This window comes from Sulfurisoma sediminicola (assembly GCF_003865015.1).
Taxonomy (GTDB): domain Bacteria; phylum Pseudomonadota; class Gammaproteobacteria; order Burkholderiales; family Rhodocyclaceae; genus Sulfurisoma; species Sulfurisoma sediminicola.
Genome location: NZ_BHVV01000006.1, coordinates 160,587 through 172,292, shown reverse-complemented (window position 1 = coordinate 172,292; position 11,706 = coordinate 160,587). Strand labels below are relative to the sequence as shown.

At 65.6% G+C, this 11,706-nt stretch carries 14 protein-coding genes and 1 tRNA gene; 3 read left to right on the top strand and 12 right to left on the bottom strand.

All coding sequences use genetic code 11. The features are described 5' to 3' along the window. Window positions 1-202: 202 nt before the first annotated feature. A complete protein-coding gene (locus EJE94_RS09710; protein ID WP_165904798.1) occupies window positions 203-3,112 on the top strand; it encodes a two-partner secretion domain-containing protein in 2,910 nt (969 codons plus the stop codon). A 43-nt stretch (window positions 3,113-3,155) separates the two neighbouring features. On the opposite strand, the gene EJE94_RS09705 is transcribed toward EJE94_RS09710, so the two are convergent. The 4 genes from EJE94_RS09705 to EJE94_RS09690 all read right to left on the bottom strand — a co-directional run bounded on the left by EJE94_RS09705 (window position 3,156) and on the right by EJE94_RS09690 (window position 4,968). Then, the gene (locus EJE94_RS09705; protein WP_243642576.1) at window positions 3,156-3,629 is read right to left on the bottom strand and encodes a Mut7-C RNAse domain-containing protein; all 474 of its coding nucleotides are present in this window, start codon (window positions 3,627-3,629) and stop codon (window positions 3,156-3,158) included. Beyond that, window positions 3,613-3,999, bottom strand: coding sequence for a YchJ family protein (locus tag EJE94_RS09700; RefSeq protein WP_121240995.1), 387 nt, complete (start codon window positions 3,997-3,999; stop codon window positions 3,613-3,615). Before EJE94_RS09700 ends, EJE94_RS09705 begins: the two co-directional genes overlap by 17 nt. A gap of 1 nt (window position 4,000) precedes the next feature. Further along, on the bottom strand, window positions 4,001-4,666 hold the full coding sequence (locus tag EJE94_RS09695; RefSeq protein WP_121240993.1) for a dienelactone hydrolase family protein: 666 nt from the start codon (window positions 4,664-4,666) through the stop codon (window positions 4,001-4,003). An 83-nt stretch (window positions 4,667-4,749) separates the two neighbouring features. Then, window positions 4,750-4,968 (bottom strand): hypothetical protein, encoded by a 219-nt coding sequence (locus EJE94_RS09690; protein WP_121240991.1) that lies wholly within the window; start codon window positions 4,966-4,968, stop codon window positions 4,750-4,752. A gap of 192 nt (window positions 4,969-5,160) precedes the next feature. Here EJE94_RS09690 and EJE94_RS09685 point away from each other — a divergent pair, with 192 nt between their 5' ends. Both EJE94_RS09685 and EJE94_RS09680 read left to right on the top strand, forming a co-directional pair. Further along, window positions 5,161-5,436, top strand: a complete 276-nt coding sequence (locus tag EJE94_RS09685) for a hypothetical protein (protein ID WP_121240989.1) — start codon at window positions 5,161-5,163, stop codon at window positions 5,434-5,436. Window positions 5,437-5,499: 63 nt separating this feature from the next. Beyond that, window positions 5,500-6,000 (top strand): disulfide bond formation protein B, encoded by a 501-nt coding sequence (locus EJE94_RS09680; RefSeq protein ID WP_121240987.1) that lies wholly within the window; start codon window positions 5,500-5,502, stop codon window positions 5,998-6,000. A gap of 67 nt (window positions 6,001-6,067) precedes the next feature. On the opposite strand, the gene EJE94_RS09675 is transcribed toward EJE94_RS09680, so the two are convergent. The 8 genes from EJE94_RS09675 to infC all read right to left on the bottom strand — a co-directional run bounded on the left by EJE94_RS09675 (window position 6,068) and on the right by infC (window position 11,698). Continuing rightward, window positions 6,068-6,144: transfer RNA gene (locus EJE94_RS09675), tRNA-Pro, on the bottom strand. Between the two features lie 33 nt (window positions 6,145-6,177). Next, window positions 6,178-6,549: a MerR family transcriptional regulator gene (locus tag EJE94_RS09670; protein ID WP_121240985.1), complete on the bottom strand. Its 372-nt coding sequence runs from the start codon at window positions 6,547-6,549 to the stop codon at window positions 6,178-6,180. Further along, the gene (locus tag EJE94_RS09665) at window positions 6,530-6,835 is read right to left on the bottom strand and encodes an integration host factor subunit alpha (RefSeq protein WP_121240983.1); all 306 of its coding nucleotides are present in this window, start codon (window positions 6,833-6,835) and stop codon (window positions 6,530-6,532) included. Before EJE94_RS09665 ends, EJE94_RS09670 begins: the two co-directional genes overlap by 20 nt. A gap of 20 nt (window positions 6,836-6,855) precedes the next feature. Continuing rightward, window positions 6,856-9,261 (bottom strand): phenylalanine--tRNA ligase subunit beta, encoded by a 2,406-nt coding sequence (gene pheT, locus EJE94_RS09660; protein ID WP_121240981.1) that lies wholly within the window; start codon window positions 9,259-9,261, stop codon window positions 6,856-6,858. A gap of 89 nt (window positions 9,262-9,350) precedes the next feature. Then, a complete protein-coding gene (pheS, locus tag EJE94_RS09655) occupies window positions 9,351-10,397 on the bottom strand; it encodes a phenylalanine--tRNA ligase subunit alpha (protein WP_121240979.1) in 1,047 nt (348 codons plus the stop codon). Window positions 10,398-10,479: 82 nt separating this feature from the next. Then, a complete protein-coding gene (gene rplT, locus EJE94_RS09650) occupies window positions 10,480-10,839 on the bottom strand; it encodes a 50S ribosomal protein L20 (protein ID WP_121240977.1) in 360 nt (119 codons plus the stop codon). A gap of 12 nt (window positions 10,840-10,851) precedes the next feature. Next, window positions 10,852-11,049: a 50S ribosomal protein L35 gene (gene rpmI / locus EJE94_RS09645; RefSeq protein ID WP_121240975.1), complete on the bottom strand. Its 198-nt coding sequence runs from the start codon at window positions 11,047-11,049 to the stop codon at window positions 10,852-10,854. 118 nt (window positions 11,050-11,167) lie between these two features. Continuing rightward, window positions 11,168-11,698, bottom strand: coding sequence for a translation initiation factor IF-3 (gene infC / locus EJE94_RS09640; protein ID WP_121240973.1), 531 nt, complete (start codon window positions 11,696-11,698; stop codon window positions 11,168-11,170). Between the last annotated feature and the right edge of the window lie 8 nt (window positions 11,699-11,706).

The following is an 11,706-nucleotide window of genomic DNA, read 5'->3' as shown; positions in this document are numbered from 1 at the left end:
AAAGCTTCTCGATCCGTGACATCCGGGGTGGAAAAGTCCGCCGATCGGATGTATTTTGTAAAAGTAAGTTCCTGAATTTCCGGAAGGACGTACCATGGGCCATCGACGCGCACCCCATTTCATCGGCAGGGGAACCATCCTCGCGGCCGCATTAGCAGGTTGCTTCGCTGTCGGTCCGGCATGGTCCGCGACGGCTGCGGATTTGGCTCGGCTCGCCAACGGGACGGCTTCCTTCAACCAGGTCGGCAAGCTTCTAACCGTCACCAATTCCAGCGGCGCGATCCTGGAATGGAACCGCTTCGGCATCCCGGCGGGCGAGGCGGTCCGCTTCATTCAGTCATCCGCATCCAGTTCGGTGCTCAACCGCGTGCTGGCAGGCGGCGGACTTTCGGCCATCTACGGCTCGCTCTCCTCCAACGGCAAGGTCTGGCTGGTCAACCCGGCCGGCATCCTCGTCGGGCCGGGAGGAACGGTAGATACCGCCGGCTTCGTCGCTTCCACCCTGGCCGTCCGTGATGCTGACTTCCTGGCCGGGCGGCTGACTTTCTCGGGTGCCGGCGGCGATGTCACCAACCAGGGCAGCATCACGACGCCGGCCGGCGGTTCCGTCTATCTGATCGGGGCCAACGTCGGCAACGAGGGCATCATCAATTCGCCCAGGGGCGAGGTGATTCTGGCTGCCGGGCAAACCGTGAATCTCGTCGACACGGCAACGCCGGGCATCAAGGTCGAGATCACCGGCGCCGCGGGTAACACCACCAACCTCGGCACCATCGCTGCCGAGGCCGGCCGCATAGGCATGGCGGGCGTGGTCGTCAGGAACTCGGGGCTGCTCAATGCGAGCAGCGCTGTTGCGCAAGGCGGCAAGGTCTTCCTGCGGGCGAGCCGGGATGCCTACGTCGATGGCAACGGCCGCATCGTCGCGACCGGAACCCGGGGCGGCCGGGTCGAAGTACTCGGCGACACCGTCACCTTGACCGATCGCGCGCGCATCGACGCCAGCGGCGAGCGGGGCGGCGGCCGGATCATGGTCGGCGGCGATTACCAGGGCAGGAATCCCGCCGTGCGCAATGCGCAGAGGACCTATTTCGGGCCGAACAGCCGCCTCGTCGCCGACGCCAAAAAAGTCGGCGATGGCGGCACGGTGATCGTCTGGGCCGACGATACGACCCGCGCCTACGGCGATATCTCCGCCCGCGGCGGCGCCGAGGGCGGGGACGGCGGCTTCGTCGAGGTTTCCGGAAAACAGACGCTGGACTTCACCGGCTTCGCAGATCGCCGTGCCCCCAGGGGCAAGGCCGGCATGCTCCTGCTCGACCCGGCGGAAATCACCATCGACAGCGCGTACTGGACCACCATCGACAGCGCCCTTTCCGGCGGTCCGGTGACCATCGACACGTCCGGTGGCGGCGGCATCGAGGTCGTGCCGGGGATATACACCAGTCTCAACTCGGGCAATCTGACGCTACGGTCAAGGGGAAGCAGCGCCTACGGCGCCGAATCGGGACACATCAAGTTCAACAATGCCAAGATGACCATCGGCGGCAGTTTCAGCGCCTACGCCGGCTGGGACGGTGCGTCCAACGTAACGTCCGGTTATGGCGACATCGTGATGGATGCCACATCGACCCTCTGGGTATCCAACGTCGGCTCCAACGTCACCTTCAAAGCCGGCCGCAATATCTTCGCCTCGCTGGTCAAGGCGCCCACGGGAACGATCGACGTGTTCACAAGGGGGCGCATCGTCGACAACAACGGAACATTCACCGACAATTTCGTGGCTGACACGGTGTATCTCTACTCCACCGGCATGAGTTCCCTGGACGGGATCGCGATCAGCGCCGACGTGAATGCCTTCTACATCGAGGCCGAGGTCAGTGGCGGCAATTTTGGTGGCATCGATATCCGCCAGACCAATGCAGGCATGGAGCCGAGCTATGTCCGTCTGGCCGACTTCAGCACAACGCCCGGCTATGGCAACGTCCGCTACCAGACCGCAGGCAACGCCAACCTCGATAGCAACATTTACGACTTCAGCGCGGCGAAGGGCAGCATCAGCTTCACCGCGAATGGTGCGGTCGCCGCGGGAAGCGATATCGGCAACTGGGTGACCGGGGGAACATTGAGCGTTTCCGCAGGATCGAGCATGAACGTCGTCGGCGCGATCAGCAGCAATGCCAAGCAGCTGAGCCTGGCGGCCGGCGGCGACCTGATGATCTACAACGGGGTCACATCCACCGGCGGAGACCTGCTGTTGTCGGCGGGCGGCCTGCTGGGCATCGACGCCCCGCTCGCGGCCACGGATGGTGCCGGAGCGCTCTACGACATCGCGATGAGCGGCAACACAGTTCATTTCCGCGGCGGCGGCATCGATCCCTTCAGCGCCGCCAACGTGTCGGTGATCGGCCAGCAGGTGATGATCGAGAACGTGGTCGGCGCACAGTTCAACGTCGATATCGCCGCTGGCGGAAACATCAGCATCGGGGCCGGCGGCTATGTCGACGCAGGCAACAATGCATCGCTGACGACCATATTCGGCGACATCGTCCTCGAGGACGGGGCGCAGGTGTTGGCGACCAACCACGTCTATCTCGACCTGTTCGGCGGCGCGTCCAGGGTCGTCCTCAACGGCAAGCCGGACAATCCGAACCCGTCGACCATCCTGGCCGCCTACGCCGGCGGACCCGGGCGGGTCAACATCGCCTTCCAGAACCGCGCCTCGGGCGGCATCATCATCGATGGCGTCGAGACCGACACCACCGAGGTCGGCCACAGCGGTTTCTTCGTCAATGGCGAGCCGGCAGTCCTGGGGCTCGGCCTGAATCTGTTCTACGGGCTGGCAATTTATACCTACGAGAGCCCGGCGGTCACCGCACTGGTCCAGGCCTTCGGCGACGGCTCGGCCGCCTGCCATTTCCGCGGCACCTGTTCCGGCGTCTATACGCCCGATGCCTATGCCGCAGTGACGACAGAGCAGAGCTTCACCCTCTTCGGGGGCCAGACGACCGGGGGTGGCGAAAACCAGTTCGGCGGAACTCAAGGATCGACACAGCAGGAACCGCAGCTGCAGTTCCGCCGTACCGGAACGCGGAAAGTGGGTCGTTGCACCTGACGCGGGCTGACCGTGGCGAGCCGCCCTGCGGCCTTGCCACGGCTTAGCGGGCTGCCTGCCAGCGCTCGAGGCGCCGGCGCATGCGGCTCAGGTGCGAACCCTCCCAGTAGAGTCGCCCGCAAGCCGGGCAGTGCAGGACGTTACCCGGCAAGGGATGGGGATGACTCGCGACCTGTTCGGCGGTCGCCGCTTCCAGCAGCGCGTTGTCGAGGACGCAGCGGGTGAAGGCCCGTGCCAGCCAGTCGATGGCGAAGTGTCGGCCGAGGAGTTCGGCGATGTCGTCGAGCTTCGTTTGCGGCAGCACCAGCGCCACGCCGCGCGCTGCCTTGTGTTCGCGAATGGTTCCGTCGCAGGTGAGGAAGTGTCGGCCGGTGGCAGCGGCCAGCGCCAGCAGTTCCCGGTCGCTCTCGCGCCTTGCCAGCAGGGTGTCGTAGCCCGCCGCGCGCAGCCAGCGCGCGAGCCCGCCCAGCATGGCGTCGCAGAGGAAGCGCGGCGCCCCCTCAGTCGACATCGCCATCGACGTAGTACCAGCGGCCGTCGTCGCGCACGAAACGGCTGACTTCGCCGAGCCGGCCCGCGCGGCCCCCGGCCTTGTAGCGCGCGACGAACTCGACGATGGCCCGGTCATCGCCCGTCACCTCGTGACGCAACACGGTCAGTCCCAGCCATTTCGGCCCGCCGGCGAAATCCAGTTCGGCCGGCCGGGTGCCCGGGTGCCAGGTCGCGCGCAGGTAGTCGGCGAGACCCAGCACATAGGCGCTGTAGCGCGAGCGCATCAGCGCCTCGGCGTCGACGGCCGGCGCACCGGCATGAAGCAAGCCGCAGCACGCCGCATATGCCTTGCCGCTGCCGCAGGGACACGGCGGTGGCGCGACGCTCCGCTTCACCTCACTGCAGCTGCTTGCCGAAGAAGGCGAGCGTCCGCATCCACGCCTCGGCGGCGCACTTGGCGTCGTACACCTCGGGCCGCTTCTCGTTGCAGAAGGCGTGCGCCGCGTCGTAGTGGAAGATTTCCGGCGCCGAACCGTGCGCCCGCATGCGCGCCTCGAGCTCGGCGACGGCCGCAGGCGTGCACCAGTCGTCGCGCGTGGCGAAGTGCCCCTGGAAGGGCACGCGGATGTTGGCCGGATCGGCGAAGTCGCGCGGCGGGATGCCGTAAAGGCAGACGGCTGCGGCGATCTCCGGCACATGCACGGCGGCGGCGATGGTTAGCGCGCCACCCATGCAGTAACCCGTGACGCCGACCTTGCCACCGAGGGCGGCGAGATGCCTTGCCGCGCCGCGGATGTCTTGATGGGTCGCGCCGGGAAAGTCGAGGCCGTTCATCAGGTGGCTGGCCTCGTCGGGATTCTGCGTCACGCGCCCCTGGAACAGATCGGGTGCCAGTGCGGAAAAACCGGCCGCGGCGAAGCGATCGGCGATGCCGCAGATCTGCTCGTTGAGGCCCCACCATTCCTGGATCACGATGACGGCCGGCCGTTCCTTGCCGGCATCGGCGAAATAGCCACGGCAATGGCCGCCGTCAGGCCGCGCGAATTCGATCATCGTGCCCATGCTTGCCTCCTCTGCTGTTCGAATGGAGGCGTTAGGCTAGCAAAAAGTCGGCGCCAGCGGGACGCCGGCGGCCTATTCCGTGGTCAGTGGTGGCCGGCCGCCGCGGCCAGCATCTTCTCCGTGCGCTTGCGCATCGCCTCCTCCGGCGTCAGCCCGACGAGCGACTCCGGCGGCAGCTTGACGTCCCAGTGCTGCTGGAAAAGATCGACATCCTCGCCGGTGTCGAGATGGGCACGATAGATCTTTTCCTGCCAGACCGGAGCATTGGGCAATGCGACAAGTTCAACGGATTCGATGACCATGGAAACGTCCTCCTGAAATCTTGTTTTCGGCATCGTGCTCCCAAGACTGCGCCGGGATAACTGGCAAGTCGGGGTGTAAACCCCCGCTAATCCGGCTTGAACAAAATCGCGTGCGGCGCTTCAATCGCGATGACTCAAAGACGCGTTGCCAGCGGCCGAAATCCGCTCGAGAAGAACGCACAAGGGAGCATCATGGTCGTCACCGATTCGCACCGCACCACCGCCATCGTGATCCGCAACGACGGCCACAAGGTCACGCTGGTGCCCATGAAAAGCGGCCGCCTCTCGGCCCGGACGCTGAACTTCGATGAGTTTCGTCAGGAGTGGCGCGAAACCGGCTACGGCCTGGCACTCGCGCTCACCACCTTCCTGACCCACGTCATGAAATGGGGCGCCTCGCTCGAAGTGACCAAAGGCCTCGAAAAACTCGCCGCGCGCGACCGCAACGTCGTCGCCAGCCTGTTCTGACCGGATCACGGAACAACGGGGCCGGGCAATGCCGCCTCCCGCCGCGAGTATGATCGCCGGGCGATGACAAGAAATCCGCTCAAACCCAAGCTGTTGCCCTTCACCGTCGCGCTGTGCGTCAGCCTCTCGTTGGTCGGCGGCGGCGTGCTTCTGGCGCAGCTTTTGCACCTGGCCGCCTGCCCGCTGTGCGTCATCCAGCGCATGCTCTACCTGCTGCTGGCGCTGGCTGCCGGCAGCGGCCTCGTCCTCGCCGCAAGCCCGCTGGCGCGGATGATCGCCGCGCTGGCGATGACGGCCATCGCCGCCGCCGGCAGCGGTGTCGCCGCCTATCAGGTCTGGATCCAGCGCTTCGCACCGAACACCACCTGCGCCGCCGAGATGCCGTGGTGGGAGGCGTTCGTGGAGTGGGCCGGTCGCCTGGTGCCGATGCTGTTCCAGCCCAACGGCCTCTGCTCCGATCCCGCCTGGAAGCTGCTCGGCCTGTCGATCGCCGAATGGTCTCTGCTGTGCTTTTTCGCCCTCTTCCTGCTGGGCCTGTTCAGCCTGCTGCGGAAGATACCCTGACGCATACCCGGGACGCCGGGAAACAAAAAAGGGTTTCCAGCTTGTGACTGGAAACCCTTGGTATTACTGGTCGGGGCGGCGGGATTCGAACTCGCGACCCCTTGCACCCCATGCAAGTGCGCTACCAGGCTGCGCTACGCCCCGACACGAGGCGCGAATTATATCAGCAGCCCGCGCTCAGATGCGCAGCAATTCGATGATTCCGGCGAGTTCGGCGCGCAGCGACGGCATTGACGCGGCAGCCTCGTCGGCGGCGTGGTGCTCGACCTTGTCCGGCCCCTCGTCGAGGCGGTTGCGCGCACCGCTGATGGTGAAGCCTTCCTGGTAGAGCAGCTCGCGGATGCGCCGCACCAGCAGCACCTCGTGGTGCTGGTAGTAGCGCCGGTTGCCCCGGCGCTTGACCGGCTTCAACTGGGTGAATTCCTGCTCCCAGTAGCGCAACACATGCGGCTTGACGCCGCAAAGCTCGCTCACCTCGCCAATCGTGAAGTAGCGCTTGGCGGGAATCGGCGGCAGATCGCTGCTCGGGCTATGGCTGGCTGTCGCCATGTTTCAGGCTTTCGACGGAGGTCTTGAGCTTCTGGCTGGCATGGAAAGTGACGACGCGGCGCGCCGTGATCGGGATTTCTTCGCCGGTCTTGGGGTTGCGCCCCGGCCGCTGCGGCTTGTCGCGCAGCTGGAAATTGCCGAAGCCGGACAGCTTGACGCCATCGCCGCGTTCCAGCGCATCGCGGACCTCCTCGAAAAACCCCTCGACCATGTCCTTGGCTTCTCGCTTGTTGAGCCCGACCTTCTCGAACAACAGGTCGGCAAGTTCAGCCTTCGTTAGTGTCATTCTGTCCCCCGGAACCCTGGTCATTTGCGCAGTTCGGCGGCGAAGCCGGCTTGCGCAGTCGTGACGAGCGCAGCAAGCGTCGCCTCGACCTCCCCATCTGACAGGGTGCGTTGAGTATCTTGCATAACTATACGAAATGCAAGGCTTTTCTTGCCTTCAGGCAAGCCTTTGCCGTGGTAGACATCGAACAGTTCGACGCTGCGCACGATGTCCGCCGCCCGCCCCTTCAAGGCATCGAGCAGCGGTTGAACCGCCTGTTCCTGGCCGACCACGAGCGCGATGTCGCGGGTGACCGCCGGGTAGCGCGAGATCTCGCGATACGCGGGTAGTGCACGAGCCAGCAGCGCTTCCAGTTCGAGCTCGAACACCACTGGCGCCCCGCCTAGCCCCGCGAGCTCGTACTTCTGTACCCAGCGCGGATGGATCTCGCCAATCACGCCAATGGCCCTGCCCTCGAGCACGACCGTGGCGGCGCGCCCGGGATGCAGCGCCGAATGCGCGACCCGCTCGAAGCGCAGGACGACCGGGGCCGCCAGCGCCTCGATATCGGCCTTGACGTCGAAGAAGTCGACGGCGCGCGAGGGGGCGCCCCACTGTTCGGGCAACGCCGTACCGGAACACAGCCCTGCCACGCGTAGCGGCTGATTAAAGCCAGGCACAGGTGTACCCGCCGCATCGGCCTCGAAGCATCGGCCGATCTCGAAGGCGCGGACGCGCTCGACCTGGCGGCTGCGGTTGGCGATCAGATTGCCGACGAGGCCGCCGATCAGGCTCGAGCGCATCACGCCCATCTGGCTGGCGATCGGGTTGGCCAACGTGATGGGCGCGGCATTGCCGCAGAAGTCGGCTTCCCAGCACGCCTCGACGAAGCTGAAATTCACCACCTCGTGGAAGCCGCGACCGGCCAGCATCCGGCGTACGTCGGCGGTGCTGCGCCGCGACTCGGTCTGCGGCAGCATGGCCATGCGCGCCTTGGGTGGCGGCGCCGGGATGTTGTCGTAGCCGTGCAGCCGCGCCAGTTCCTCGATCAGGTCCTCTTCGATCGCGATGTCGAAGCGATGGGAAGGCGGCGTCACGACGAAGTCGCCATCGTTGCCTGGGTCGCGGACACAGCCGAGGCCCAGCCCCGTCAGCAGCGCCTCGATCTGCGCCGGTGCCAGCACGATGCCGAGCACCTTGGCGGCACGCGCGCTGCGCAGGCGCACCGGCGTGCGTTTGGGCAAGTCGTCGGCCGCGACGGCCTCGACCACGGGTCCCGGCCTGCCGCCGCAGATGTCGAGGATCAACCGGGTGGCGCGCTCGATGGCCACGCGCTGCAGATTGAAATCGACGCCGCGCTCGTAGCGGTAGGACGCATCGCTGGAAAAACCCAGCGCGCGAGCCTTGCCGGCGATGGCGTCGGGAGCGAAGAAGGCGCTCTCGAGGAAGAGATCGGTCGTCGCGTCGTTGATGCCGGAATGCTCGCCGCCCATGATGCCGGCCAGCGCCAGCGCCCTGGCGCCACCCTGCTCGTCGGCTATCACGGCGGTATCGGCGGAAGGCTGGACCGTCTGCTCGTTGAGCAGCAGCAACTGCTCGCCGGGCGCGGGATAGCGGACGTGGATGGCGCCGGACAACTCCGCATCGTCGAAGGCATGCAGCGGCTGGCCGAGTTCGAGCATCACGTAGTTGGTGACATCGACCAGGGCCGAGATGGAGCGGATGCCGCAACGCTCGATGCGCTGCTTCATCCAGTCGGGCGTGGCGGCCCTGGCGTTGACGCCGCGCACGATGCGACCGCAGTAGCGCGGGCAGGCGGCGGGAACGTCGAGCACGACGCCGCGGATCTCGTCATGCACCGGCACAACAGGCTCTACCGCGAAATGCTTCAGCGGCGCGCCGGTCAGAGCCGCCACTTCGCGCGCGATGCCCGAGAGCGACAGGCAGTCGGCGCGATTGGGTGTGAGCTTGAGGGTGATCAACGTGTCGTCGAGGTTCAGGTAGTCGCGCACGTTGCGACCGATCGGCGCATCGGCCGGCAGCGGCAGCAGGCCGCCGTGATCTTCCGACAGCCCCAGTTCGCGCGCCGAGCAGAGCATGCCGGAACTCTCGATGCCGCGAACCTTGGCCTTCCTGATCTCGATGCCCGGCAGCCTGGCGCCGACCAGCGCGCAGGGCACGACCATGTCGGCGGCGACGTTCGGCGCGCCGCAGACGATGGCGAGCACACCATGTTCGCCCGTGTCGACCTTGCAGAGCTTGAGCTTGTCGGCGTCCGGATGTTTCTCGACCGAGAGCACGCGCGCCACGACGACATTGGAAAACTCGGCGGCAGCGGGACGGGTCTCCTCGACCTCGAGACCGGCCATGGTCAGCAGGTGGCAGAGCTCGGCTGTCGACAACGGCGGATTGACGAGGGCGCGTAGCCAGGATTCGGGAAATTGCATTATGTCCTCGCCGGGCCGCCCCAAGAGGACATGCGCCCCCCCGTGGGGGGCAGCGAGCCGGGTTTGCGAGCGTGGGGGGCCATTTTTGGTTATTGGAACTGCGAAAGGAAGCGCAAGTCGCCGTCGAAGAACAGACGGAGGTCGTTGATGCCGTAACGCAGCATGGTCAGGCGGTCCGGCCCCATGCCGAAGGCGAAGCCCGTGTACTTTTCCGGATCGACGCCGCCGAAGCGCAGCACGTTGGGATGCACCATGCCGCAGCCGGCGATCTCGAGCCAGCGCCCTTCGAGCGGGCCGCTCATGAAGGCCACGTCGATCTCTGCAGAGGGCTCGGTGAACGGGAAGAAGGAGGGGCGGAAGCGCACCTTGAGGTCATCGCTCTCGAAGAAGCGGCGCAGGAAATCGGCGACGACGCCCTTGAGGTCGGCGAAGCTGACGTCCTCGCCGACCCAGAGTCCCTCGACCTGGTGGAACATCGGCGAATGGGTGGCGTCGGAATCGACGCGATAGACCCGGCCCGGGCAGATCACGCGGATCTCGGGCATGTGTTCGAGATGCTTGTGCTTCTCGACATGGGCCAGCATGGTGCGTATCTGCACCGGGCTGGTATGGGTGCGCAACAGTACGTCCTCGCGCACACGGCCGTCCGGTCCGAGCAGATAGAAGGTGTCGTGCATCGAACGCGCCGGGTGGTTCTCGGGCGTGTTCAGCGCGGTGAAGTTGTGCCAGTCGGCCTCGATCTCGGGGCCGTCGGCGACTTCGAAGCCGATGGAGCGGAACAGCTGCTCGATGCGGTCGAGCGTGCGCATCACCGGATGGATGCTGCCCTGCGACTGGGCGCGGCCCGGCAGGGTCACGTCGAGCGCCTCGGCCGCCAGCTGCGACTCGAGCGCAGCGTGGCGCAGCGCATCGCGGCGTGCCGCCAGCGCCGACTCCACGGTGCCCTTGGCGACGTTGATGGCGGCGCCGGCGGTCTTGCGCTCCTCCGGCGGCAGCTTGCCGAGACCCTTGAGCAGGGCCGTCAGCGTACCGTCCTTGCCGAGGTAGCGCGCCTTGACGTCCTCGAGCCGCGCCGGTTCGGACACAGCGGCGAACTCGGCCAGGGCCGAGGCAACTAGTTGATCGAGGTTATCCACTTGAGCGAAATCTTGTGTGTCGAATTAAAAAAGGAGGCGCCAGACGAACCGGAGCCTCCTTTTCATGGTGCAGCTTTGCAGCTTACGCGCCGAGCTGGGCCTTGGCCTGGTTGGCGAGCGCGGCGAAAGCCGGCTTGTCGAACACCGCCAGATCGGCCAGCACCTTGCGATCGACTTCGATCGAGGCCTTTTTGAGGCCGTTCATCAGGGTGCTGTACTTCATGCCGAGCTCACGGGCACCCGCGTTGATACGGGCGATCCACAGGGCGCGGAACTGACGCTTCCGCTGACGGCGGTCGCGGTACTGGTACTGGCCGGCCTTCATCACCGCCTCTTTGGCGATGCGATAGACCGTGGAACGACGACCGCGATAACCCTTGGCCGCGTCGAGAACCTTCTTGTGGCGCGCGCGCGCCGTTACACCGCGTTTGACTCGTGGCATGGTCTGGTCTCCTTACGCGTAGGGCATCATCGCCCGAACCTGCTTGGTGTCGGCGTCATGGACGGCCGTCATGCCACGCAGCTGGCGCTTGCTCTTGGTGGTTTTCTTGGTGAGGATGTGGCGCTTGAACGCCTGCGAGCGTTTGATGGTGCCGCCGGCGCGCACTTTGAAGCGCTTCTTGGCCCCGCTCTTGGTCTTCATCTTCGGCATCGAAGATCTCCTTCTTTTGACACGTTGCCAGGTGGCCTTCACCTCGAAGGCACTTGATGACCCGCTCCGCTTGTATTCCCCGCCCGCCACGCAAACTCGCGCGGCCAGCGGGTGAAACTCAGTGCTTGATCTGCTTCTTCGTCGGTGCCAGCACCATGATCAGCTGGCGACCTTCCATCTTCGGGAACTGCTCGACCTGAATCAGTTCACCCAGGTCCGTCTTGATCCGCTCCAGCATGCGCATGCCGATTTCCTGGTGCGCCATTTCTCGGCCGCGGAAGCGCAGCGTGATCTTCGCCTTGTCGCCCTCGGCCAGGAACTTGATGACGTTGCGCAACTTGATCTGGTAGTCGTTCTCGTCGGTACCCGGCCGAAACTTCACTTCCTTGACCTGAACCTGCTTCTGCTTCAGCTTGGCCTCGTGAGCCCGCTTGGCCTCCTGGTACTTGAACTTGCCGAAGTCCATGATGCGGCAGACCGGCGGCTGCGCCATGGGTGCAATTTCAACCAGATCCAGACCGGCGACTTCGGCGGCTGCCAGTGCCTGAGCAATCGGCACGATGCCAAGCTGCTCGCTCTCGGCACCGACCAGGCGGACTTCAGGGGCCGTAATCTCGTCGTTGAGGCGCTGCGATTTTTCCTGAGCGATGGTTCAGT